Annotated in this window: 20 protein-coding genes; 4 read left to right on the top strand and 16 right to left on the bottom strand. The window is 73.4% G+C overall.

Features of this window, described 5'->3' with window-relative positions; all coding sequences use genetic code 11:
- Window positions 1-87 precede the first annotated feature (87 nt).
- Entirely contained in the window at window positions 88-1,011 is a 924-nt protein-coding gene (locus tag ANAE109_RS22805; RefSeq protein ID WP_041448647.1) for a nucleotidyltransferase family protein, read from the top strand.
- A 97-nt stretch (window positions 1,012-1,108) separates the two neighbouring features.
- Window positions 1,109-2,425, top strand: a complete 1,317-nt coding sequence (locus ANAE109_RS22810; RefSeq protein ID WP_012099275.1) for a UDP-glucose/GDP-mannose dehydrogenase family protein — start codon at window positions 1,109-1,111, stop codon at window positions 2,423-2,425.
- A 6-nt stretch (window positions 2,426-2,431) separates the two neighbouring features.
- Here ANAE109_RS22810 and ANAE109_RS22815 read toward each other — a convergent pair whose 3' ends face one another.
- Together ANAE109_RS22815 and ANAE109_RS22820 are read right to left on the bottom strand one after the other, a co-directional pair.
- On the bottom strand, window positions 2,432-3,412 hold the full coding sequence (locus ANAE109_RS22815) for a glycosyltransferase (RefSeq protein ID WP_041448648.1): 981 nt from the start codon (window positions 3,410-3,412) through the stop codon (window positions 2,432-2,434).
- A 26-nt stretch (window positions 3,413-3,438) separates the two neighbouring features.
- Entirely contained in the window at window positions 3,439-4,092 is a 654-nt protein-coding gene (locus ANAE109_RS22820) for a class I SAM-dependent methyltransferase (protein WP_158305930.1), read from the bottom strand.
- A 402-nt stretch (window positions 4,093-4,494) separates the two neighbouring features.
- Here ANAE109_RS22820 and ANAE109_RS22825 point away from each other — a divergent pair, with 402 nt between their 5' ends.
- Window positions 4,495-5,934, top strand: a complete 1,440-nt coding sequence (locus ANAE109_RS22825; protein WP_012099278.1) for a glucosyltransferase domain-containing protein — start codon at window positions 4,495-4,497, stop codon at window positions 5,932-5,934.
- Window positions 5,935-5,962: 28 nt separating this feature from the next.
- Here the strand turns inward: ANAE109_RS22825 and ANAE109_RS22830 are convergent, their stop codons facing one another.
- The 5 genes from ANAE109_RS22830 to ANAE109_RS22850 all read right to left on the bottom strand — a co-directional run bounded on the left by ANAE109_RS22830 (window position 5,963) and on the right by ANAE109_RS22850 (window position 11,188).
- On the bottom strand, window positions 5,963-6,658 hold the full coding sequence (locus tag ANAE109_RS22830) for an LON peptidase substrate-binding domain-containing protein (RefSeq protein WP_012099279.1): 696 nt from the start codon (window positions 6,656-6,658) through the stop codon (window positions 5,963-5,965).
- 19 nt (window positions 6,659-6,677) lie between these two features.
- Window positions 6,678-9,128 carry a sodium-translocating pyrophosphatase gene (locus ANAE109_RS22835; protein ID WP_012099280.1) on the bottom strand — a complete coding sequence of 817 codons (2,451 nt, stop codon included), beginning with the start codon at window positions 9,126-9,128 and terminating at the stop codon, window positions 6,678-6,680.
- 251 nt (window positions 9,129-9,379) lie between these two features.
- Complete coding sequence (locus ANAE109_RS22840; protein ID WP_012099281.1) at window positions 9,380-9,964, bottom strand: biopolymer transporter ExbD; 585 nt, start codon at window positions 9,962-9,964, stop codon at window positions 9,380-9,382.
- A 6-nt stretch (window positions 9,965-9,970) separates the two neighbouring features.
- On the bottom strand, window positions 9,971-10,465 hold the full coding sequence (locus ANAE109_RS22845; RefSeq protein ID WP_012099282.1) for a biopolymer transporter ExbD: 495 nt from the start codon (window positions 10,463-10,465) through the stop codon (window positions 9,971-9,973).
- A 42-nt stretch (window positions 10,466-10,507) separates the two neighbouring features.
- Window positions 10,508-11,188, bottom strand: a complete 681-nt coding sequence (locus tag ANAE109_RS22850) for a MotA/TolQ/ExbB proton channel family protein (RefSeq protein WP_012099283.1) — start codon at window positions 11,186-11,188, stop codon at window positions 10,508-10,510.
- A 325-nt stretch (window positions 11,189-11,513) separates the two neighbouring features.
- On the opposite strand from ANAE109_RS22850, the gene ANAE109_RS22855 reads away from it, so the two are divergent.
- Window positions 11,514-13,175: a hypothetical protein gene (locus ANAE109_RS22855; RefSeq protein WP_041448649.1), complete on the top strand. Its 1,662-nt coding sequence runs from the start codon at window positions 11,514-11,516 to the stop codon at window positions 13,173-13,175.
- Window positions 13,176-13,179: 4 nt separating this feature from the next.
- Here ANAE109_RS22855 and ANAE109_RS22860 read toward each other — a convergent pair whose 3' ends face one another.
- The 9 genes from ANAE109_RS22860 to thiL all read right to left on the bottom strand — a co-directional run bounded on the left by ANAE109_RS22860 (window position 13,180) and on the right by thiL (window position 23,116).
- Entirely contained in the window at window positions 13,180-15,042 is a 1,863-nt protein-coding gene (locus ANAE109_RS22860; protein ID WP_041448650.1) for an ATP-binding protein, read from the bottom strand.
- Window positions 15,043-15,226: 184 nt separating this feature from the next.
- Window positions 15,227-16,447, bottom strand: coding sequence for a nickel pincer cofactor biosynthesis protein LarC (gene larC, locus ANAE109_RS22865; RefSeq protein ID WP_012099286.1), 1,221 nt, complete (start codon window positions 16,445-16,447; stop codon window positions 15,227-15,229).
- A gap of 12 nt (window positions 16,448-16,459) precedes the next feature.
- Window positions 16,460-17,203 (bottom strand): nickel pincer cofactor biosynthesis protein LarB, encoded by a 744-nt coding sequence (gene larB, locus ANAE109_RS22870; protein ID WP_012099287.1) that lies wholly within the window; start codon window positions 17,201-17,203, stop codon window positions 16,460-16,462.
- Between the two features lie 9 nt (window positions 17,204-17,212).
- On the bottom strand, window positions 17,213-17,836 hold the full coding sequence (locus ANAE109_RS22875) for a chemotaxis protein CheC (RefSeq protein WP_012099288.1): 624 nt from the start codon (window positions 17,834-17,836) through the stop codon (window positions 17,213-17,215).
- Window positions 17,833-19,821, bottom strand: a complete 1,989-nt coding sequence (locus ANAE109_RS22880) for a chemotaxis protein CheA (protein ID WP_012099289.1) — start codon at window positions 19,819-19,821, stop codon at window positions 17,833-17,835. The genes ANAE109_RS22875 and ANAE109_RS22880 overlap by 4 nt, the downstream gene beginning before the upstream one ends.
- A 23-nt stretch (window positions 19,822-19,844) precedes the next feature.
- On the bottom strand, window positions 19,845-20,213 hold the full coding sequence (locus ANAE109_RS22885; RefSeq protein WP_012099290.1) for a response regulator: 369 nt from the start codon (window positions 20,211-20,213) through the stop codon (window positions 19,845-19,847).
- 42 nt (window positions 20,214-20,255) lie between these two features.
- Entirely contained in the window at window positions 20,256-20,669 is a 414-nt protein-coding gene (locus ANAE109_RS22890; RefSeq protein ID WP_012099291.1) for a chemotaxis protein CheW, read from the bottom strand.
- An 8-nt stretch (window positions 20,670-20,677) separates the two neighbouring features.
- A complete protein-coding gene (locus tag ANAE109_RS22895) occupies window positions 20,678-22,066 on the bottom strand; it encodes a methyl-accepting chemotaxis protein (RefSeq protein WP_012099292.1) in 1,389 nt (462 codons plus the stop codon).
- 72 nt (window positions 22,067-22,138) lie between these two features.
- The gene (gene thiL / locus ANAE109_RS22900) at window positions 22,139-23,116 is read right to left on the bottom strand and encodes a thiamine-phosphate kinase (RefSeq protein ID WP_012099293.1); all 978 of its coding nucleotides are present in this window, start codon (window positions 23,114-23,116) and stop codon (window positions 22,139-22,141) included.

Raw genomic sequence — 23,116 nt, forward strand, 5'->3', positions numbered from 1 at the left:
GTGACTACAACGTGGACATGGCCGCGCCCGCGGCGCGCGTCGAGGCACGCTCGGGCCTCCGTTGCTCCCCGGCGCCGGACGGGTTAGATGGCGGCCGTGGCCCTGCTCGACGCCCTGCGCGCGCTCACCTCCTTCTCGCCGCCGAAGACCCTCCCGGACGCGGATCCTGCGCTGCTCGCCGACGTGCTGGAGGCCCACGGCCTCGCCCCGCTCGCGTCCTACCAGCTCGAGACGACCCGGCTCGGCGCGGCGGTGCCGCAGGCGCTGCGCGAGCGCCTGCTCACCAGCTACCAGGGCGTCGTCAACGACAACGTCCTCAAGCTCGTGACCCTCCGGAACGTGCTGCGCGAGGCGCCCGACGTGCCGGTGGTGCTGCTCGGCGGCGCCGCCTACGTCGACTGGCTCTATCCGCACATGGCGTTTCGGCCGGTGGGCGAGCTGCGCGTCGCCATCCGCCCCGAGGACCGGCGCCGGCTGGAGGGGGCGGCAGGGGCGCTCGCGGTGGAGCGCACCGACCACGACGGCCGGACGGCCGTGCTGAGCGACGGCCGGATCGCCATCGGCGTGCAGGACGCGCTCTGGCCGGGCGGCCCGGCCGAGGGACCGCTCTTCGAGCGCGGCCGGCCGTACCGGGCGTTCGGTCCGTGCGCCGCGCGCCCCTCGTCCGAGGACGCCCTCCTCGCCACGCTCGCGGAGCAGGCGGGCATGGGGATGCTCGCCCCGCTCGTCACGTTCGTCGACCTGCGCGAGCTGCTCCGCCTGCCGCTCGACGCCGAGTACGTGCTCTCGCGCGCCGCCTCGCTGCACCTCTCCCGCGCCCTGCACGGCGCGACCCTGCTCGCGGCGCACTTCTTCCCCGAGGTGGCCGACGCCGCCGCGCGGCTGCGGCCCGCGCTCGGCCTCGCCGAGCGCGTGGCGGTCGAGCGCGTGGTGGACGCCGCGAAGGACCCGGCCCGGCTGAGACACCTGCGCGGCGCCGACGCTGCGGCGAGGCTCGTCGTCGCGCCGTAGCGCGTCGCTCCAGCGCCCTCGCCGCAGGCTCGCAGCGCCGCTCGTCGGACGGCCTCCCCGTGCTAATCTCCCGCCGTTTTCCGCACGGGGGACGTCCATGCGCATCGCCGTCGTCGGCACGGGCTACGTCGGGCTCGTCACCGGCACCTGCTTCGCCGAGACCGGTCACACCGTCGCCTGCCTGGACGTGGACGCGCGCAAGATCGAGACGCTGCGCGCCGGGGGGATCCCCATCTACGAGCCCGGCCTGGAGGAGCTCGTCCGGCGCAACGCCAAGGAGCGGCGGCTCACCTTCACCACCTCCTACGCCGAGGCCCTGGAGGGCGCCGAGGTGGCGTTCATCGCCGTCGGCACGCCGCCGGGCGAGAACGGGGAGGCGGACCTCCAGTACGTGCTCGCCGCCGCCGAGGAGATCGGGCGGAACCTCACCCGCTCCTGCGTGGTGGTGGACAAGAGCACCGTGCCGGTGGGGAGCGCCGAGAAGGTGGCCGAGGTGCTGGGCCGCGTCTCGAAGCACCCCTTCGACGTGGTCTCGAACCCCGAGTTCCTCAAGGAAGGCGCCGCCATCGAGGACTTCATGCGGCCCGACCGCGTGGTCGTGGGCGTCGCCTCCGAGCGCGGCCGCGCCGTCATGGCCGAGCTGTACGCGCCCTTCGTCCGCGCCGAGCAGCCGGTGCTCTTCATGGACCTGCGCTCCGCCGAGCTCACCAAGTACGCCGCCAACGCCATGCTCGCGACGCGCATCTCGTTCATGAACGAGATGGCCGCGCTCTGCGAGCGGCTCGGCGCCGACGTGGACCAGGTGCGCCGCGGCATCGGCTCCGACAAGCGCATCGGCCACCCGTTCCTCTTCCCCGGCGTGGGCTTCGGCGGCTCCTGCTTCCCCAAGGACGTGCGCGCCGTCATGACCATGGCCCGCCACGTGGGCCTCGACTTCGACCTGCTCCGCTCCGTCGAGCGCGTGAACGAGCGGCAGAAGCGCTGGCTCGTGGAGAAGGCCACCAAGCACTTCGGCTCGCTCGGCGGCAAGACCATCGCGGTGTGGGGCCTCGCCTTCAAGCCCAAGACCGACGACATGCGCGAGGCGCCGTCGATCAGCGTCGTCGAGGGGCTCCTCGGCGGCGGCGCGAAGGTGCGCGCCTACGACCCGGTCGCCTCCGGCGTGGCCGCGCGCCTCTTCGACGGCCGCGGCGTGGTCCTCGCCGACGACCCCTACGCCGCGGCGGAGGGCGCCGACGCGCTCCTGCTCGTCACCGAGTGGAACGAGTTCCGCCAGCCCGACGTGGCGCGGCTCAAGAAGACCATGCGCAACCAGGTGCTCCTCGACGGCCGGAACATCTGGGACGCGGCGAAGCTCCGCGCGGCGGGGTTCACGTACTACGGGGTGGGGCGGAACGCGGCGGACGCGACCTGACGCGAGCTACGCGGAGCCCGCGCTTCCGCGCCGCGCGGGGTCCGACGCGCTGCGCGAGTATGCGCCGTTTCGCTCCCTCTTCAGCACGAACTTCGGGAGCGCCGCCCGGAACGTGTTCCTGAGCAGGTACTCGCCAAGGATGCCGAGTGAGAACGACTGCAGCCCCGAGAAGATCGAAAGGGCGATCATCATGCTCGACCAGCCGGGAACGGTACGCCCGGTAGCGCTGCCCCACAGGACGAAGGCGGACAGTCCGGCCGCGAAGAGGATGGAGACCAGGCCGACCGCCATCGAGAGCCGCAACGGGACGTCCGAGTAGCGGACCAGCCCTCCCAGCGCGAGCGACCACATTTTCCGCGAAGTGAAACGCGACTCGCGCCGCGCGAAGCGCTGGTCGTACGGCACCACGGTCCCTCCGGGTGCGAGCCAGGCGGCGAAGACGCGGGTCGAACCGCAACCCGGCAGGAAGTCGCGAACCTGACGGAGGAGGTCGCCGTCCCAGAGCTTGAAGTCCGCCATGCCCGGCGCGATCTGCAGGCCGGACAGCGTGCGCATCGTGCGGTAATAGCCGGCGCTCGTGGCTCGCTTCCAGGCCGTGAGCGCGGCATTCGGGCGCCGCGCCGTGTGAACGATGGAATCCCCCGCAAGCCAGCAGTCGACGAGCCTGGGCACGATCTCGATCGGATGCTCGCCGTCGGCGTCCATCGTGATCGCGAAGTCCCCATCGCGACTCGCCTCGACGAGGCCGGCCACCAACGCGGCTTGGTGGCCGAAGTTCCGCGCCAGCGAGAGGAGCCGTAGGTCCACGCCAGGGGGCTGCGGCTCCCGAGCGAGGCGCTCGACGGTCTCGCCCGTCGCGTCGAGCGAGCCGTCGTCGACGATCAGTATCGTGAACGCGCCGCCGTGCTCCGCGGCGAGGCGGCTCATCGCAGACGCGAGCTCTCGGACGAAGGCAGTGATTCCGGCCTCCTCGTTGAAGGCCGGCACGACGACGTACCCTCGAAATTGCTCCCTCACGCCTGCCCCCGTGTGGCGATGACGAGCTGAATGTCCCACAGGTTCAGGTACAGCGGGAAGGTCCAGGGCAGGTTCCAGCCATCCGCTCGCTGACGCGGGTCCATGCCGAGTGCGCGCGCATATTCGAGCAAAGGACGGTAGTAGCCGAACGAAGCGTGATGACGGACGGTGAAGCCTCTCGAGGCGAGGTAATGCTCGAGCGAGCGGCGCGTCGGGTAGTTCAGGTGCGTGGGAGGGTGGAACTGACGCCAGCGCGTTCCACGGATCTTCGCGACGAAGCTGCTCGCATCGACCGTGGACAGGGCGACCGTCACGTCGGGAGACGCGTGGGCGAGGACGGCGTCGAGCTCCCGGGCGGGATGCGGGAGGTGTTCCCACACGTCCCAGGCAACCACCACGGTCGGCTCGAGCGATGCAATCGCCGCACTCGCTCCCGGGTCCGAGGGCGACAGCACCTCGAGTCCGCGTCGGGTGGCGATCTCCCGGCAGTACGCCGACGGCTCTATGCCCAGGTGGCACGTCACGCCTGCGGCGCGCGCGACGCGCAGGAACTCCCCGGTGGCGCACCCGATCTCGAGCAAGCGCATGTCCTCCGGACGTCGCCCGCTGCGCCGGGCGAGGAGCTCCAGCTTGCGCGTGAAGTTGCGCACGTGCGACGCGTGCGCAGCGTCGTACGCACCGTACTCCTCCCCATTGAAGTATGCCTCGCCGTACAGGGACTCGGGGTCGAGCCCCGGCGCCGGGGTGAACGACCACCCGCCGCAGGCATCGCACCGATCAAGCCCTGGAGCGCCGTGTACCGGAGAGCGCGTCGCCAGCGAGGCGCAGTTGTCGCAAGGCGCTTTGGTTGTGTCCGCCATTCCGGACCCCGTGAGGTGGACCGGCACGCCTCGCCGGAAGTGAAGTGGCTCTTATCGCCCGGCGTTCCCCCGTGTCAATTCGACCGTCCTCCCGCGGCCGTGTTCGTTGCCACGTTCCTGGAGTCACGGGCATAATCGGGGCGCCGCGCGACCAATCGGTCGCGGGCCTTCCTCCCCCGAAGCCGAGGCGGCATGTCCCTCATTCGCCTGCGCGTCCCCGCGGTCCTCGCGCTGCTCGTCGCCACTTGCTACGCGAGCGTCCTCGCGACCTACGGATTCGCCGACGACTTCACGGTGCTCGAGGCCGCCGTGCTGCGGCTGGCCAGCGTGAAGCACGAGGTCATCGCTGGGGGACGCCCGACGTTTGCCTTCATCCTGGACGCCAGCTTCCGGTGGGCAGGGACTGTCGAGCGGCTCGCCTGGCTCCGCGCGGCGGGGGTGTCCGGCATCGCGATGCTCGCGTGCCTCGTGTACCTCCAGCTCATACGGCGCGGCTGGTCGCGACTCGAGGCGTTTAGTATCGCGCTCGCCATCGTCGCCATGCCAGCGTTTCGCCTCGTCGCGTTCTGGGCCACGGGTGCCGCCTTCCCCTTCGCCGCCGTACTGGGAGCGCTGTCCTTTCTCCTTGCCGAACGCGCCACCCTCAGCGAGGGCTCGCGCCGCGCCGCCGCGTTTGCCGGCGCGTACCTGCTCCTCGTGCTCGCCCTATCGATCTACCAACCGGCGGCGATGTTCTTCTGCGCCATGGCGGCGATCGCCTTCTTCAGTCCACAGCCGCGAACGTCGCTGCGACTGCTCCTCGGCGCCGGAGCCGTCTTCGCAGCCGGAGCGCTGACGGCGCTCGCCCTCGCCCGGGTGGGCTCGGCGATCTTTCCGGTGCTCCCCGCGTCGCGGACCACTCTCTCCCTCGATGTCCCCGCCAAGTTGCTCTGGTTCGTGCGCGGCGCCCTCGTGGACGTGTTCCATTACTGGGCTCCCGGCCACGTTCCCAAGTTGGCCCTGACCGTGGGGCTCGTCGTCGCTGGGGGCTGTGCGGCGTACCTCGCCCGGGAGCGTCGCTCGGTCGTCCTCGGTCTTGGCGTCGCCTCCTGCCTGCTCATCGCGAGCTACGCCCCCAACCTGGCTGCGGCGGAGAGCTGGAGTGCCTACCGGACCCAGATCGCCCTCGGCTCCGTCGCTGTCCTCCTCGCGGCGGTGGCGATCAAGGGGTACGCGTCGTTGATCCCGGGCCGGTGCGCTACCGCGGTCGCGCGCGGGACCCTCGCCCTCCTCGCGGCCTGCTCGCTCCTCGCGGCAGCGCGATACACCCACGTCACGCTCGTGGGGCCCGCGGCGACCGAATTGCGCTGGCTCAAGGCCGAGCTCGCTCCCGAGCGTGTCGCAGGACACGATGGAGTGCGCGTGATCGCAGCGCACTGGTACGACCACATTGCCCCGGAGGTTCACTACGACGAGATCGGAATTCCTTCGCTCGCACGGGCCTGGTCAGCCCGGGGCTTTGCAGCATCCGTGCTCCGCGAAGCGGGGCGTTCCGACATCGTCGTCGACGCGGTGGAACCCGATCCCGAGCCCACGCCTGCGCCCGCCGGCACCCTCGTCATCGACGGACGGATGATTCGCGCGCTGCGCTGAGGAGAACGGCGGGACGGTTCCGAGGGCGCTACACCCGCGGGTTCTTCCCCCTCGACAGCACCAGCACGACGCCCGCGACCTCCTCGACCACGTACTCGAGGCGGCGGGCCACGTCGAGCTCCTCCAGCACCTTCTGGCGGGACTCGGGGTCCGAGACCACCGCGGCGCCGACCAGGTCCACGACGGCGGACGCGTCGGTCATCTGCGCCACCGCCTCGGCGAGCTGCGGCGCGCCCGATTCGCTGGGGAGGCGGGTGGAGAGCTCGTAGACGAGCTGGCGGAGCGCCTCGAGCTGCGAGGCGAGCGCGGCGGCGCCGGCCGGCGGCCAGCGCTCCTCGAGGATCTCCGCCCTCCACTCGCGGTACATGGCGCCCGGGGGGAGCTCCTCGACGAGCCGCACGCGGGCCAGCCCGCGCACGATGATGTCGTAGCGGCCGTCGGGGTACTCCTGCTCCGACTCGATGAACCCGGCGCCGCAGATCGGCTTGAGCGGCGGCCGGAGCTGCTGCGCGTCCGCCTTGTGGAGCAGGGCGGGGACGGCGACCACGCGATCCCCCGCGAGCGCGTCCTTCACGAGCGCCTTGTAGCGCGGCTCGAAGATGTGAAACGGCGTGGGCGTCCCGGGGAGGACGGCCACGCCGTAGAGGGGGAACACCTTGAGGCCGGCGGCGCTCGCGCGCGCGAGCGCCGCCCACTTCCCCTGCGGAGCGATGCGCTCCGCCATCGCTACCGGACCGCCATCGTCAGTGCGCCGCCGGGCTGACGGTCTCGCCCGCCGCCTTCGCGCCCACCTGGATGCGCATCCCGTAGAAGGAGCGGTAGACGAAGAACAGCGCCACGGCGAGGAACACGGTCGCCAGGGAGATGCGCGTCCCGAGCTCCATCTTGATCGCGAGCTCGACGGCGAGCAGGCCGAAGAGCGTCGTGAACTTGATGATCGGGTTCATCGCCACCGAGGAGGTGTCCTTGAACGGGTCGCCGACGGTGTCGCCGACCACGGTCGCGTCGTGCAGCGCGGTGCCCTTCGCCTTCAGCTCCACCTCGACGACCTTCTTCGCGTTGTCCCAGGCGCCACCGGCGTTCGCCATGAAGATCGCCTGGAACAGGCCGAAGATCGCGATGGAGATGAGGTAGCCGATGAAGAAGAACTCGTCGGCGAAGGAGAAGGACAGCGTCGCGAAGAACACGACGAGGAAGATGTTGAACATGCCCTTCTGCGCGTAGACCGTGCAGATCTCGACGACCTTCTTCGAGTCCTCGACGGAGGCCTTCTCGACGCCCTCGAGCTTGATGTTGGCCTTGATGAACTCGACCGCGCGGTACGCGCCGGTGGAGACGGCCTGGGTGGAGGCGCCGGTGAACCAGTAGATGACGCTGCCGCCCATGATGAGCCCGAGCAGGAAGAGCGGGTTCAGGATGGAGAGCTGCTGGAGGTTCTCGGTGAGGCCGCTCGTGAGCGCCACGATGATCGAGAAGATCATGGTGGTGGCGCCGACGACCGCGGTGCCGATGAGCACCGGCTTGGCGGTCGCCTTGAAGGTGTTGCCGGCGCCGTCGTTCTCCTCGAGGAAGTGCTTGGCCTTGTCGAAGTTCGGCTCGAACCCGAAGTCCTTCTTCACCTCGGCGTGGACGTTCGGGACGTTCTCGATGAGGGACAGCTCGTAGACGGACTGGGCGTTGTCGGTCACCGGGCCGTAGGAGTCGACCGCGATGGTGACCGGGCCCATGCCGAGGAAGCCGAAGGCGATGAGGCCGAACGCGAACACCGCCGGCGCCATCATGAGGCCGCCGTTCGCGACGTCGAAGCCCGCGGTGGTGGAGACGCCCCAGCCGGCCGCCATGAGGGCGATGATGACGAGCCCCATCCAGAAGGCGGAGAAGTTGCCCGCGGTGAGGCCGGCGAGGACGTTCAGGGACGCCCCGCCCTCGCGGGAGGCGGTGACGACCTCGCGCACGTGGCCGGAGGTGGTCGAGGTGAAGACCTTCACGATCTCGGGGATGATCGCGCCGGCGAGCGTGCCGCAGGTGATGATGGTCGAGAGCTTCCACCACATCGACCCGTCGCCGAGGTCGGCGATGAGCAGGTACGAGACGACGTAGGTGAGGACGACCGAGACGACCGAGGTGAGCCACACGAGCGCCGTGAGCGGCGCCTCGAAGTTCATGGCCGCGGCGGCGCCGTAGCGGGCCTTCGCCATCGCCTCGTTGATCCAGTAGGACACGACCGACGCGATGACCATCATGATGCGCATCGCGAAGATCCACACGAGCAGCTTCACCTGCACCGCCGGGTCCGAGATGGCGAGCAGGATGAACGTGATGAGCGCGACGCCCGTCACGCCGTAGGTCTCGAAGCCGTCCGCGGAGGGGCCCACCGAGTCGCCCGCGTTGTCGCCGGTGCAGTCGGCGATGACGCCGGGGTTGCGCGCGTCGTCCTCCTTGATCTTGAAGACGATCTTCATCAGGTCCGAGCCGATGTCGGCGATCTTGGTGAAGATGCCGCCGGCGATGCGGAGCGCGGACGCGCCGAGCGACTCGCCGATGGCGAAGCCGATGAAGCACGGCCCGGCGAGGTCGCCGGGGACGAAGAGGAGGATGAACAGCATGATGAGCAGCTCGACGCTGATGAGCATCGTGCCGATCGACATGCCGGCCTTGAGCGGGATGGCGTAGGTCGGGAACGGCTTGCCGCCGAGCGAGGCGAACGCGGCGCGGCTGTTCGCGAACGTGTTCACGCGGATGCCGAACCAGGCGACGCCGGTCGAGCCGAGGATGCCGACGAGCGAGAACAGGAGGATGATCGCCACCCGGCCCATCCCCATCCCCTGCTGCCCCTCGGGGCCGGTGGTGAGGAAGCCGAAGTAGGCGACCATGATCACCGCGATGAAGCCCCACAGGATCGCGATGAACTTGCCCTGGGTGACGAGGTAGGTCTTCGCGGTCTCGTAGATGAGCTCGGAGATCTCCCGCATCGACCGGTGCACGGGGAGGCCCTTGAGCTGCCGCGCGGCGACGAGGCCGAAGGCGAGCCCGAGGGCGCATACGACGAGGCCGAAGAGGAGGAGCGAGTGCCCCGTCACGCCGCCGAGGAAGGTCTCGGAGCCGAGATCCGGCAGGACGAGGTTCGCCTCGCCCCCGCCGTGGTGCGGCGCGGCGGCGACGGCGAGACGTGAAAACAGGTGAGAGATGTTCATGGTCCGGAGTTCCGAATCTTCGGATATTGTTTGGAATATCCGTTGGTTGCGCGACAGTACGCCGCGGCGGAAGCCGGATACTACCGGCCCGTCGCGCTTTTTGGCAAGCGTTCGGCCATGTTCCGGCGGGCGGGCGACGCGCGCGGCGGCGCGGCCGCGGACGCGAGCGAGCGGGCGCTCGCCGCGGGCAGACCGCGATCGCGCACCGACGCGCTTCGCTCGGCGGGGCCGGGGGGCGCAGCCCCCGTGGATCAGATGCCGGGCGTCGGCGTGCCGCTCGGCGCGGCGGCGATGGTGCCGACGTCGAGGGCGGCGAAGTTCACGTTGAAGTAGCCCGCCACGCCGCACGAGTACATGACGCGCTTCACGATGCGGAAGGGCACGCCCTTGTCGGCCTGGATGTTCACCACTCCGTCCCACTTCTTGTCGGGATCCGACTGGTGGATGAACTCCCAGCGCTTCTTCTCGTCGCGCAGCCGCTCCTCGAGCGCGGGGATGTTGAGGTACCCCGAGTCCGAGTCGAGCTCGCGGATGTCCGCGACCTTCACGCCCGTCACGACCACCTGGTCGGCGCTCACGGCCACCACCGGCGCGACCTCGATCATCTGGCCGTGCCGCGCGTCGGGCAGCTTGATGTCCTTCTGCATGTACAGCACCTCGCCGGTGGCGCTGAAGCTCTGCAGGAGGAAGATGACGAGCATCACGAACATGTCGACCATCGGCACGACGTTCAGCTCGGTGTTCGTGGGCTTGTGCGCCCTCGACATCTTGCCGCCGAGGATCTTCGACTTCTCGAAGCGCGGCGAGGGTCGCTTGCCTGGGGTGACGATGGGCATGGCGCGCTAGACCCCGGTGACGGCCACGGAGACGAGCCCCGCGCCGACGCACGTGTCGATGACCTGCACGAGATCGCCGTAGGGGACGGTGTCCTCGGCGGAGAGGGTGACCGCGGCGGCGTCCGGATGGCTGCTCTTCAGCTGCTTGAGGCGCTCGCCCAGCCCGGCGAGGTCGAACCTCACCGCGCCGTCCGCGCCGCGCCCCAGGTTCGGGATGTCGATCGCCAGCCCGGCGGAGGTGGAGAGGTTGAAGCCGCGCTCGCCCATCGCGAGGGTCACGAGGAGCTGCTTCTGCGCGTCGGTCTGCTCGATCTCCGGCGCGCCGGTGCCGAGCTGCTGCACCTGGAGGCGGGAGATCTGGGTCCACACCGCGGTGTAGAGGAGGAACGTGATGCAGCAGGCGAGCAGGTCGATCGCCGGGACGACGTTGATCGTCGCGTCGAGCGATTTCTTCCGCTTCTTTCCGCCGCCGCCCTGCTCGGGCATTGCGCCGCCGCCCATCGGCTACCTCCTCTCGCCTCGTGTGGGGGAACTGAGAGCGGGCTACTCGTCGTCCCCGGCGGACACCGTCGCGGGCATCTTCATCTTGTCCTTGTTCGCGACGATGAGGTTCAGGACGGCGACCGAGGTCTCGTTGATCTCGTCGATCATGTGCTGCGTGCGGCCCTGCAGCACCGAGTAGGCGACGAGCGCCGGGATGGCGGTGAGGAGGCCGAAGGCGGTGCAGTTCATGGCCTCGGAGATGGAGTCGGCGAGGATGGTCGCCTTGTCGGCGGGGTTCGCGTTCGCGACCGCGCCGAACGCGCCGATGAGGCCGACGATGGTGCCGAGGAGGCCGAGCAGGGTGGCCACGTTGCCGAGCATGGCGAGGTAGCCGGTGCGCGCCTCGATCTTGGGCGACTCGCGCAGGGTCGCCTCGTCCATGGCGGCCTGCACGTCCTGCTCGCCCTTCGGCACGTTGATGAGGCCGGCCTTGATGACGCTCGTGAGCGGCGTCTTCTTCTGCGAGGCCGTGAAGCTGATGGCCTTGTCGAGGTCGCCCGCGTAGATGTGCTTCTTGAGACCGCGGAGGAACGCGTCCTTGTCGACGTTCGCCTTGAAGTAGAGGGCGATGATGCGGTCGACGACGAGCCCCACCACGAAGATCAGCGACACGAGGATGGGGTGCATCATCCAGCCACCCTCGTGGTAGTGCTTCGCAAGCGCTCCGAACATGTCGCCCATCTGGAAGGGTCCTCCGGACCTTGGGGCGCGCGAAATCCGCGGGAATTGCCGCACGCTCGCCCGAGTGCTCGATCCCCTATCACGGGGTTTTCAGAGGCGTCAATTCGACGGCGTGCGCACTCCGCGCACCTTTCCACCTTGTCGCAGCGCGCCCCCTTCGCCCGAGGAGACGCGCTCACGTCCGGCCGAGACGGTGCATCCGCCTCGCTCGCCCGGCAATTGCCCGCGAGGCGACCAGCGTCGTAGGCTCTCGGCCTCCGCGCGCCGGAGCGGCAGGCCGGTCGGCGTCGCCCGGCGCCGCGCTCCGTCCGGGCGGTCGCCGGGCATGCCGAACGAGATCACCTTCGCCCCCTATCGCCTCGCGCCGGGCGCGCTGCCCGAGGAGGCGGCGCGCGCCGCCGCCGCCATCGCGGCGGAGCCGCTCGTCGCCGCGCCGCCGCTGCCCGCGGGGCTCGTGAACCGCGCCCTCGCCGACGTGCCGGTGGGCCACGCCGCGCCCTCCGAGGCCTGCCGCGCCGCCGACGGCAGCGTCGCGGGCATGGGCGGCACCCCGCGCGCCTGCCTCTCGTCCGAGCGCCAGCGCGCTCGCGTCGGCGAGGCGGTCCGCGCCGCGCTCTCCGCCGGGTTCGCCGGCGTGTGCCTCGACCGCCCCGACGCGCCGCTCGCGCTCGGCCTGCTCGGCGCCGGCTTCTGCACCGACTGCCAGCGCGCCTTCACTCGCCACCTCGTGCGCGAGTACGGCGATCACTTCCAGCCGGTGGACTTCCTCGCCCTCGCGCGCGCCGCGGTGGCCGACGCCTCCGGCGCGCTCTCCTTCCAGCGCCTCCCCTTCGGCCGCGACTTCTGGCGCGCGCGGAACGAGGCGCTCGAGCGGGCGGTCGCCGACTACGCGCGGAGCGCCCGGGACGCGGCCCGCGCCGCCGCCCGCTCGTTCGACGTGGTCGTCCAGTTCGAGGCGGTCGGTCCGGCGCAGCTGCGCGCCGCGCGCCACGCCGACGCGGGCATCTTCCCCGCCGCGCTCGCGCCCGGGGCGACGGGGCTCGGGCTGTTCCGGCTCCTGCGCGCGTCCATGGGGCGCCGCCACGCCGCGATCGTCCCGCAGGCAGCGACGCCGCCCGCCGCCCACGCCCGCCTCGCCGCCGTGGCGGCGAGCTGCGGCCTCGACCTCTCGGGCCTCGAGCCGTCCGGCGTGCCGGGCGGGGAGACGGCGAAGGTCCGCCAGCTCGCTCGCCAGCTCGCCGGCGCGGGCCGCTCGCCGATCTCCACCACCCCGATCGCCGAGTGCGCCATCCTCTACTCCGCCGAGGCGGACCTCTGGACCGGCGGCCGCCACCGCGCCGCCGTGGAGCGCGCCGCCGAGGCGCTGGCCCAGCTCCACGTGCAGGCCCCCGTGGTGCTGCGCCCGTCCGAGGCCCCGCCGGAGGCGGCCCTCGTCCTCGCCGACGCCGTCGGGCTGACGCCGCTCGAGGTGAAGGAGATCCGCCGGCGGCTGGAGGCGGGCGGCGGCGTGCTCGCGTTCGGGGAGCCGGCCGGCGCGGACGAGGTGGGCCGGCCCGGGACGACCTTCCTGCCCGGCGGCAAGCCCGGCGGCGTCCGCGTCGGGCAGGGCACCCTCGCCACGCTCGCGCCGCTCGCGCCCGAGAAGGGCAGCGCCGCCGCGCCGGACCCTGCGCTGCTCGAGCGCGCCGTCGCGGCGCTCCTCGGCAAGGGCCGGCGGGCCGCGTCGGTCGTGTCGCGCCAGCCGCTGCTCGTGGTGCTCGACCGGAACGCGGAGGCCGTGCACGCGCACCTCGTCACCCTCGGCCCCGACCGCGCCCAGGGCGCCACCCTCTTCCTCGGGCTGCACGTCGCCGGCGAGGCGCGCCGCGCTCGCTTCGTGTCGGCCGACGGCGCCGACCTGCGCATCCCCATGAACCCGTCGGGCTACTCGCTCTCCACCGTGCTCCCCGCCTTCCAGGGCTACGCGGTGCTGAGCCTCGCGGTGTAGGTCCCTATTCCGCTCGGGCGGGCGGATGGATGGGCAGGCGAACGGTCACGGTCGTGCCGCGCCCCTCGGCGCTCTCCAGCGAGACGGTCCCGCCGTGGCGCTCGACGATGCCCTGCACGATCGGGAGCCCGAGGCCGATCCCCACCCCGGGCCGGGTGGTGAAGAAGGGCTCGAACGCGCGCGCCGCCACCGCGGGCGGCATGCCGCTGCCGTCGTCCCGCACCTCGACCTTCACCGCGTCGCCCTCCTGCGCGAGCACGAGCGACACGCGGCCGCCCTCGCCGACGGCCTGCGCGGCGTTGCGGAGCAGGTTCACGAAGACGTGCACGAGGCTCGGCCGGTTCCCCTCCACGGTCGGCGCCGGCGCGAAGCGCCGCTCGAGCACCGCGCTCGGCTCCTTGAGCGCCGGCTTCGCGAGCCGGGCCGCCTCCTCCAGCACCGAGGCGAGCTCCAGCGGCTCGGTGCGGGCGCCGGACGGCTTCGCGTAGGTCACGAGGTCGCGCGCGAGCCGCTGGATGCGCTGCCCGCCCTCGCGGATGGCGCGCAGCTTCTCCACGTCCGCCGGATCGTGGCCCGCGTTCTGGAGCTTCTCCACGAGCACGTCCGAGTACATGTTCACCGCGGTGAGCGGGTTGTTGAGCTCGTGGACGACGCCGGCGACGAGCCGGCCGATGCCGGCGAGCCGCTCCGCGTGCTCCGCCGCCGCCTGCAGCGAGCGCACGAGGGTGAGGTCCTGGCCGATGGCGATGACCCCCTCCACGTCGCCCGCGGCGCCGTAGATCGGCGCGGTGTTCACCGCGATGCGCGCCTCGCGCCCGGCGCCGGCGAGGAGCCGGGTCTCGAACCCGTTCACCGCCTCGCCCCCGAAGCCGCGCGCGAGGACGTCCTCCAGCGGCGCGTGCTCGCCGGACGGCACCCGCACGGCGAGCTCCCGCCCGAGCGCCTCGTCGCGCGCGACGCCGGTGAGCCGCGAGAGCGCGGCGTTCCAGACGATCACCTCGCGGGCCCGGCTCACCACGAAGATGAGCGCGTTGGCGTGCTCGATGAGGTCCTCGAGGTAGGTCTTGAGGTAGGTGAGCTCCTCGACGGAGCGCAGGTTCCGCACGCCGAGCGCGGCGTGGTTCGCCACCTGGTAGAGCAGCGTCGCGTCCGAGAGCGGATCGCCCGGGCCGCCGCGCGGGTACTCGAGGTTGACGATGCCGAAGAGCTGGCCGGCCACCGCGAGCGGCACCGCCGTCGCGTCGTCGCAGCCGTCGAAGAGCGGCTCGTCGCGCTCCACCACCTGCACGCCCCCGAGCTCCAGCGCCGCGCGGGAGAGGCCGGTGCGCTCGACCGCGATCGCCTTGAGCGCGAGCCGGCCGCGCGCGAGGGGGCGGAGGCGGCCGCGCGCGTACAGCGTGGTGAGCGCGAAGGTCTTCGGGTCGAGGAGCCGGATGCAGAAGGAGCGCGCCGGGAAGAGCACCTCGAGCGCGCGGGCCACCGCGGCGGTGATCTGGTCCTCGGTGCGCGCCTCCGCGAGCTCGCGCGAGAGGGCGAGCAGGGCGCGCGACGGGGCGGTGTCCTCGTCGGGCAGGGCGAGGGTGAGCGCGGCGCAGCCGAGCACGGCCGCGGAACCGGGCGCGAGGGCGGACGAGAGGTCCACCCTCGCCGGGACCCCCGCCACGGCCGTGCGGTAGCTGCGGAGCGCGCCGGGCTCGGGCATCGGCAGCTCGCCGCCGGCCGGCGGGAGGAGCTCGCGGAGGAGGGCGCCGCGCAGCTCGCCGGCGTCTCGCCCGAGCGCGCGCGCGAAGGCCTCGTTCGCGAGCACCACCACCCCGTCGGCGATCACCGCCGACGGCGCTGGCGCGGTGCGGAACACCTCGCTCATGACGGCCTCGGCCGCGGGCGGCGCGCGGCGCGGCGCCGGCCTCCGCCGCGGCGCGGCCGGCTTCCGGCCCGGCGCCGCGCGGGTGGAGCTCGCCCGCGGTCGTCCCGACTCTTTGCGTGCCAAGTGTCGCCCCCGGACTCGACTGTAGCACGCGCCGCCCGGCCGGCCAGGCGGGCGGCGCGGGTCACTCCCCGCCGCGGCGCGCCCGATGTGCGGCGATGGCGGCGGTCATCACCTCCCGCACCGCGACCCCGCGCTCGCGCGCGCGGGCGAGGCAGTCGTCGTACTCCGGGTGCGCGCCGACCTCGCGCCCCCCGTCGCGCGCGACCTTGACGCGCACCGGGCCGTAGGGCGTCTCGACCTCCTCGAGCGTGCGCTCGAGCGCGTCGCGCGCCACCGCGTGGCGGCGGACGCCGAGGGTGGTGGTCTCCGCGAAGAGGGCGGCGGTGACCGCCGCGCGGCGCGCCTCCTCGCACAGCGCGCCGAGGAGCACGCCGGGGCGCCCCTTCTTCATGGTGAGCGGGGCCGCCCACGCGTCGAGCGCGCCCGCCTCGAGCGCCGCCTCGATCGCGCGCGCGACGAGCTGCCCCGGGCAGTCGTCGAGGTTCGCCTCCAGCACCCACAGCTCCCCGGCCCCCTCGCCCTCGGCCGCCCCGCGCGCCGGGCCGCCCTCGGGACCCCCTTCGCCCGCGTCGGCGAGCGTCATGCGCAGCACGTTCGGCCGGTCGGGCCAGGTCACGGTGCCGACGCCGTAGCCGATCCGGCGCGGGACGAAGGGCGGCAGCGCGCGGACCTCGGCGAGCTCGGCGAGGATCGCCGCGCCGGTGGGGGTCACCGCCTCGCCGGGCGGGCCGCCCGGCCTCACCGGCTTGCCGGCGAGGAGCTCCAGCACGGCGGGGGGCGGGATGGGCACCGGCCCGTGCGCGGTGCGGGCGATCCCGCGGCCGAGCTCCGGCGGCGCCGAGATCACGCGGGGCCAGCCGAGCAGGTCGAGCACCACCGCGGCGCCGCACACGTCCACGATGGAGTCCACCGCCCCCACCTCGTGGAAGTGCACCTCCTCCACCGGGACGCCGTGGACCTTGGCCTCCGCGCGGCCGATGCGCTCGAAGAGCGCGCGGGCGGTGGCCCTCACGCGCGGCGCGAGCCCGCTCGCGTCGAGCAGCGCCAGGATGTCCCGGAGCGAGCGCGCCGGGGGCTCCTCGCCCTCGACCACCACGTCGACGTGGGTGCCCATGATCGCCGACGCGCTCCGGCGCTGCACCTCGAGCCGCCACCCCGGCACGCCGAGGGAGCGCAGGGCCGCCTCGAGGCGCGCCCGGTCCACGCCGAGGTCCAGGGCGGCCGCGAGGAACATGTCGCCGGCGATGCCGCCGATGGGTTCGAGGACGAGCAGGGGCTGCATGGCACCGCTCCGTTACTCTCGGGCGACGAGGCCCGCAACGAACGCCGCGCCGAAGCCGTTGTCGATGTTCACCACCGTCACGTTGGGCGCGCACGAGTTCAGCATGGTCAGCAGCGGCGCGATCCCGCCCAGCGAGGCGCCGTAGCCGACCGAGGTGGGCACGCCGATCACCGGCCGGCCCACGAGCCCGCCCACCACCGAGGGGAGCGCGCCCTCCATGCCCGCCACCACGATGACCGCCCGCGCCCGCTCGAGGTCGCCGCGGCGGGCGAGCAGGCGGTGCAGCCCGGCCACGCCCACGTCGTAGATGCGGATCGCCTCGACGCCCATCACGTCGAGCGTGACCGCCGCCTCCTCGCACACCGGGATGTCGCTCGTGCCGGCGCAGCAGACCGCGACCGGCCCGCGCGCGGGCAGGTCCATCCGCCCCTTGCGCAGCGTGCGCGACACCGGATCGTAGGTCGCGCCCTTCACCGCCCGGCGCGCCGCGGCGGCCTTGTCCGGCGCGAGGCGCGTCACGAGCAGCGGGCCCCGCGCGGCGAGCTGCTTCGCGATGGCGGCCACCTGGGCGGCCGTCTTGGACTCCGCGAGCACCACCTCGGGCATGCCGACGCGCAGGGCGCGGTGCGTGTCGAGGGTGGCCACGTCGCCGAGGCGCTCGAACGGCGCGTGCTTCATGTCCGCGACCGCGTCGTCCACGGTGGTGTCGCCCTTGCGGACGCCGTCGAGGAGCCGGCGCAGCTTGCGTTCGTCCATCCGGGGTGTCTAGCGCAGATCGAGGTGCGAGAGGAGCCTCGCGATCCGGTCCGGCTCCGGCATGACCAGGATGAGCCCCTCGAGGGCCGCTCGGCCGCCCTCGGCGGCGAGCGTGAAGCGCGTGGCGAGCGCCACCGACCCGGCGTGGGCCACGAGCCGCTCCACGCAGGCGCGCCCGCTGCCGCGCGCGAAGCTCGGCACGGAGAGCATCAGCTTCTCGCCGACCAGGGTGCCGATGGCCGAGACGAAGGCGCTCCCCACGATGTTGCCGGACTCCATGAGCGCGCTCTCGGCCATGCCTCCCCACTGCGCGCCGCCCGATTGGACCTCCGGCGCGGAGGCCGGGGGAAAGCCGAGCAGCGCCGCGAGCCCCTCCGCGTCGGCCTCGGGGAGCGCGAGGAGGAGATCGCCGGTGAGCGGCCCCTCGAGCTTGACGCCCACCGCCACGAGGTCCTGGCCGAGCCCGCCGAGGAACGCCGCGATGGCGCCCTCCTCCGCGCCGACCCACGCCTCGGGCACGTCCATCTCGATGCGCCGCCCCGCGAGCTTGCCGAGGGCGGTGATCGCCTGCCCGCAGCCGATGGTGGCGAGCTCCTGCAGGGCGTCGAGGTCTCGCGCGCCGAAGGCCGTCATGGTGCGAGGAGCCTCGGCACGTCCAGGATGAACACCGGCCGCCCGTTGCCGAGCACCGTCACGGCCGACAGGCCGGGCACGAGCTCGAGCGGCTCCCCGAGCGGCTTCAGCACCGCCTCGTGCTGGCCGAGGAGGGCGTCCGCGGCGAGCCCGACGCGGCCCGCCTCGCCGCCCTCGACGATCACCACCGCGCGCTCGTCGCCGGGGGCGCCGGGGAACCCCAGCAGCCGGGTGAGCTCGTGCACCGGGACGAGCGCGTCCTCGTGGCGGAGCACCGGGGTGCCCTGGCTCCGCTCCAGGCGGGAGAGGGACACCTGGGCGGCCCCGTGCACCTTGGCGATCGGGACCCCGAGCACCTCCTCGCCCACCCGCACGAGCAGGACCGGCTGCACCGCCACGGTGAGCGGCAGGCGGAAGGTGACCCGCGAGCCCTTGCCCGGGGTGGAGTCGAGCTCGAGCGCGCCGCCCACGCCCTCCACCGTGCGCTTCACCGCGTCGAGCCCCACCCCGCGGCCGGACACGTCGGTGACGGTCTCGGCGGTGGAGACGCCCGGCAGGCAGGCGAGGAGGAGCGCCTCGCGATCGGAGAGCTGCCCGGCCTCCTCGGCCCGCAGGGCGCCGCGCGCGACGGCGGCGGCGCGGAGCTTCTCCGGGTCCATGCCCTTGCCGTCGTCGGCGATCTCCACGATCACCCGGTCGCGCTCGCGCCGGGCGGTGACGGAGATCGTGCCGGCGGCGGGCTTGCCGGCGAGGAGCCGCAGGTGCGGCGCCTCGAGGCCGTGGTCGACCGCGTTGCGCAGCACGTGCAGGAGCGGGTCGGAGAGCTCCTCGAGGATCGCGCGGTCGAGCTCGATCTCGGCGCCGCGGATCTCCACCTCGACCTGCTTGCCCAGCTTGCGCGCCACGTCGCGCGCCGCGCGCGGGAGCCCCTCGGTGACGAGCGCGAGCGGCGTCATGCGCACGGTCATCACCTTGTCGTGCAGGTCCTTCACGATGGCGTGGAGCCGGTCCACGCCCTCGTCGAGCGCGGCGCGCGAGCCCTCCGGGAGCGCCCGCCCGAGCTCGCGGATGCGCGCGGTGGCGAGGATGAGCTCGCCCACCGTGTCGAGGAAGCCGTCCAGGATCTCGGTGCGCACGCGCACGGTGCGGCTCGCCTCGGCGGCCCCGGCCTCGCGCGCGGCCGGCGGCGGCACGGGGGCGCGCTCCGCCTCCACCTCGCGCAGGACGACGCCGGCGAGGTCGGAGATCTGCGCGAGCGCGCGCTCCAGCGCCTGCAGCGTCTCGGCGGTCTCGAGCTGCACCTCCAGCCGCTTGCCGGGGATGCGGCCGGCGCGCAGCTCCTCCACGGACGGCCGCGCCTGGGCGACCGCGCCGAGCCCGCCGAGCTTCTTCACCACGAGGAAGGCGCGCACGGCGGGCACCGGGCAGCTCCCGGCGATCTCCACCTCCACCTGCACGCGGCGGGTCCCCCCGGCGCGCGGTCGATGGGTGAGCGACGAGCCGTCGGGCCCCGGTTCCGCGGGTGGCTCGCCCGCGCCGCGCGGCGGGGGGGACCTCGCGACGGCGGGCGAGGGCGGAGGGGAGGCGCCCTCCCGGCGGCGGCGGGCCGCCTCGGCGACCCGGGCGACGAGCGCCTCGTCGGCCTCGGGGCGCGCGCCCTTCGCCGCCTCCTGCACCATCGCCTGCAGCGCGTCGCCGGCGGAGAGCAGGAGGTCCACCGCGGCGGGATCGAGCCGGGCGGGATCGGCGCGGAACACCGCCACGAGGTCCTCGACCCCGTGGGCGAGGGCGGCGATGCCGTCGAGCTGCATCGACGCGCTCATCCCCTTCACGCTGTGGGCGCGGCGGAAGAGGCCGTCCACGAGCTCCTTGCGCCCGTCCTGCCCGACCTGCTCGAGGCGCACGAGCTCGCGCCCGAAGGCGGCGAGGTGCTCGCCCGCCTCGCTCACGAACAGCCCGAGGTATCTCTGGAGATCGAGCGCCACGGCACCCCGACCGGGCAGGGCGCCTAGGCGTCGCCGAGGACCTTCTTCACGACGGAGAGCACGTCCTCCGACTTGAACGGCTTCACGATGAAGTCGCTCGCGCCGGCCTCGATGGCCTCCATGACGAGGGACTCCTGGCCGAGCGCGCTGCACATGACGATGACGGCCTTGCCGTCGTTCTTCACGATCTCGCGGGTCGCCTCGATGCCGCTCTTGAAGGGCATCACGATGTCCATCGTGGTGAGGTCGGGCTTCAGCTCCCGGTACTTCTCCACCGCCTCGAGCCCGTTCGCGGCCTCGCCGACGACCTCGAAGCCGGAGCCCGAGAAGATGTCCTTGATCATGTTCCGCATGAAGATCGCGTCGTCGACGATCAGGACTCGCTTCGCCATCGGCCGTCCTCTCCCCCGAAGGTGTCTCGGGAACGTATCACATCACCTTCCGCCGAACAGCCGCACCGCCTCGTCGGCGAGGGCCTCGGCGCGCAGCACGGTCACCGCCCCCGCGCGCGCCGCGGCCACGCCGCGGACGAGCCCGTCGCCCCCCTCCGGCTGCGCCAGCGGCTCGACGCCGACCACGCCGCCGATGAGGAGCCCGAGGGCGCGGCGGGCGTGGTCGAGGACGATCACGTGCCCGGCGGCCGGCAGGAGCGGCTGCGCCGCGAGCCCCACCAGCGGGGCGAGGTCCACCACCGCCACCACCCGGCCGCGCAGGTTCATGACGCCGCGCACCGCCTCCGAGGTCCGCGGCACGCGCGCGAAGGGCGGCTGCGGCGGCACCACCTCCCGCACCGCCTCGAGCGGGAGCGCGAACCGCTCGGCGGCGAGCCGGAAGACCACGTGGCGCAAGCTCGCTCCTAGCCCAGCCGGAAGCGCGAGACGACCGCCTGCAGCTCGAGCGAGAGGTTCGTGAGCTCCTGGGCCGCCCCCGCCATCTGCGCCACGGCGGCCGTCTGCTCGGCGGTCACCTTGCGCACCTGCTCGGTCTGGCTCGCGTTCGAGGAGGCGACGTCGGAGATGTGGTCCATCGCCTGGACCATGTCGGCCGAGCCCTCCAGCTGATCGCGCGCGGCCTGGGAGATGACCCGCACCTTGTCCGCCCCGGTGGCGGCGATCTTCGCGATGTCCGCTAGGGTGCGGATGATCGCGTTCAGGTCCTCGCGGCCGTCGCCCAGCTCGGCGACCGACTCCTTCATGGTCTCGACCACCTTGCCCGCGCGGCCGGAGATGTCGGTGGCGAGCGCGGAGATCTGCTCGGCGGAGCGGCCGGCGGACTCGGCCAGCTTGCGCACCTCCTCGGCGACCACGGCGAAGCCGCGGCCGTACTCGCCGGCGCGGGCCGCCTCGATGGTGGCGTTCAGGGCGAGCAGGTTGGTCTGGTTCGCCACCTGGGTGATCGCCTCGACGATCTTGGAGATCTCCTTCGTGCGCTCGCCGAACGCGAACACCTGCTCGCTCGCCGCCTCGATGCGGGCGAACACCTTCTTCACCTTCTCGCCGGCGAGCCGCGCCGCCTCGCCGCCGGCGGCGGCCGACTGGCTGGTCTCGGCGGACGCCCGGGCCGCCTCCTCGGCGCTGCGCGCGGTCGCCTCGATGGAGCCGGCGATCTCGCCGATGACCTTGGAGGTCCGCTCCACCAGCTCCGACTGCTGGCCGGCACCCGCCGCGATCTTCTCCATGGAGGAGGCGACCTCGTCGGTCGAGGCGTTCACCTCCTCGGCGCTCTGCTGCAGCTCGTTCGCCGAGTCGGCCACCGACTGCGCGGTCCGCTGGATGCGCGAGACGAGGTCGCGCAGGTTCTCCTGCATGGTGCAGATGGCGGAGGTGAGCTCGTCGATCTCGTCGTGGAGGGCGCGCTGCTCCTCCGAGACCACCGCCTTCGACAGGTCGCCCCGGCTGATCTCCACGGCGCTCGCCCGCAGCCGCGTGAGCCTCGACACCCGCGCCACCGCGAGGGTGAGGACCACGCCGAGCAGCAGGGTGAGGGCGAGCACGGCCAGCCCCGCCACCACCGGGCTCTGGATGCGCTCGCGGATCTCGGGCACCGCGAAGAGCAGCACCGCGCCCACCACGAGGTAGCTGAAGAGGATCTTCCGCTCGAGGGAGACCGAGCGCCCCGCGGCCGCCGGCGCGACCCGCGGGGCCGCCTCGGCCGCGCGACCGCGCACCGCCACGAGGTGCGGCGCGTCCTGCCAGCGCGCGCTCGGGCGGGTGGAGAGTCGTTCGTCTCGGCCAGCTCGCGGCAAGGGGGACCCCTGGGGTGGCGGCCCCCGGACCGGGCAGGGCGCGCGGTGATCCTAGACGCCGCCTGCGGCAAGTCAAAGCGCGGAGGGTGCGCGGAGGTGGTCGTGCCCGCGCGCGGCGACCGCGACGGCCGCGCCGGTGGGCCCGACCACGCGCACGCCCCGCCCGCGCACGAAGCGCCCGATCACGGTGAGCGGCGTGCGAGCCTTCGCCGCCGCGGCCTGCGCGGCGGGGAGGAGCGAGGGCGCGATCGCCAGGAGGAGCTCGTAGTCCTCCCCCCCGGAGAGCGCGGCGTCCCGCGCCGCCGCGCCGCCGCGGGAGAGGCGCCTCGCCGCGGCGGAGAGCGGCAGGTCGGCCACGCCGATGCGCGCGCCCACGCCGGACGCCTCGCACAGGTGGGAGAGGTCCTGCACGAGGCCGTCCGACACGTCGATGGCGGCGCGCGCCACGCTCGCGAGGGCCCGGCCGGCGGCGAGGCGCGGGGTGGGGCGGCGCTGGCGGCGCGCCAGCGCAGCGGGCGCGCCGGGGACCCGGCCGAGCGCGGCGTCGCCCAGGGTGCCGGTGACGAGCACGAGATCGCCCGGGCGCGCCCCGGCGCGGAGCAGGGCCCGTCCGTGCGGCACCGCCCCGACGGCGGTGACGGTCACCGACAGCTCGGCCGCGCGGGTGACGTTGCCGCCCGCGACGGCGATGCCGTGACGCCGCGCGCAGGCGCCGAGGCCGCGGCCGAGGCGCACGAGCTCCGCGGCGCGCGCGCCGGGCGGCACCCCCAGGCACACGAGCGCCCAGAGCGGCCGGGCGCCCATGGCGGCGAGGTCGGAGAGGTTCACCGCGAGCGCCTTCCAGCCCACGTCCTCGGGCGTGAACGCGCGGTCGAAGTGGACCCCCGCCACCACCGCGTCGGCCGTGGCGACGAGCTCCTCGCCGGCGGGCGGGGCGAGCACCGCCGCGTCGTCGCCGGGGCCGACGCGCACGCCCTCGCCGCGGACCGGCAGGGCCTGCGTGAAGCGCCGGATGAGCTCGAACTCGCCGGGCGGCGACCTGCGGGACAT

The organism is Anaeromyxobacter sp. Fw109-5 (genome assembly GCF_000017505.1).
In the GTDB taxonomy this organism is placed as follows: domain Bacteria; phylum Myxococcota; class Myxococcia; order Myxococcales; family Anaeromyxobacteraceae; genus Anaeromyxobacter.

Excerpts from the sequence above, each read along its gene's own strand:
- ANAE109_RS22825 (WP_012099278.1), top strand. The coding sequence starts at position 4,495 with ATGTCCCTCATTCGCCTGCGCGTCCCCGCGGTCCTCGCGCTGCTCGTC.
- ANAE109_RS22845 (WP_012099282.1), bottom strand. The coding sequence starts at position 10,465 with ATGGGCGGCGGCGCAATGCCCGAGCAGGGCGGCGGCGGAAAGAAGCGG.
- ANAE109_RS22885 (WP_012099290.1), bottom strand. The coding sequence starts at position 20,213 with ATGGCGAAGCGAGTCCTGATCGTCGACGACGCGATCTTCATGCGGAAC.
- ANAE109_RS22830 (WP_012099279.1), bottom strand. The coding sequence starts at position 6,658 with ATGGCGGAGCGCATCGCTCCGCAGGGGAAGTGGGCGGCGCTCGCGCGC.
- ANAE109_RS22835 (WP_012099280.1), bottom strand. The coding sequence starts at position 9,128 with ATGAACATCTCTCACCTGTTTTCACGTCTCGCCGTCGCCGCCGCGCCG.
- ANAE109_RS22810 (WP_012099275.1), top strand. The coding sequence starts at position 1,109 with ATGCGCATCGCCGTCGTCGGCACGGGCTACGTCGGGCTCGTCACCGGC.
- larB (WP_012099287.1), bottom strand. The coding sequence starts at position 17,203 with ATGGACGAACGCAAGCTGCGCCGGCTCCTCGACGGCGTCCGCAAGGGC.
- ANAE109_RS22875 (WP_012099288.1), bottom strand. The coding sequence starts at position 17,836 with ATGACGGCCTTCGGCGCGCGAGACCTCGACGCCCTGCAGGAGCTCGCC.
- larC (WP_012099286.1), bottom strand. The coding sequence starts at position 16,447 with ATGCAGCCCCTGCTCGTCCTCGAACCCATCGGCGGCATCGCCGGCGAC.
- thiL (WP_012099293.1), bottom strand. The coding sequence starts at position 23,116 with ATGTCCCGCAGGTCGCCGCCCGGCGAGTTCGAGCTCATCCGGCGCTTC.
- ANAE109_RS22805 (WP_041448647.1), top strand. The coding sequence starts at position 88 with ATGGCGGCCGTGGCCCTGCTCGACGCCCTGCGCGCGCTCACCTCCTTC.
- ANAE109_RS22860 (WP_041448650.1), bottom strand. The coding sequence starts at position 15,042 with ATGAGCGAGGTGTTCCGCACCGCGCCAGCGCCGTCGGCGGTGATCGCC.
- ANAE109_RS22855 (WP_041448649.1), top strand. The coding sequence starts at position 11,514 with ATGCCGAACGAGATCACCTTCGCCCCCTATCGCCTCGCGCCGGGCGCG.
- ANAE109_RS22850 (WP_012099283.1), bottom strand. The coding sequence starts at position 11,188 with ATGGGCGACATGTTCGGAGCGCTTGCGAAGCACTACCACGAGGGTGGC.
- ANAE109_RS22840 (WP_012099281.1), bottom strand. The coding sequence starts at position 9,964 with ATGCCCATCGTCACCCCAGGCAAGCGACCCTCGCCGCGCTTCGAGAAG.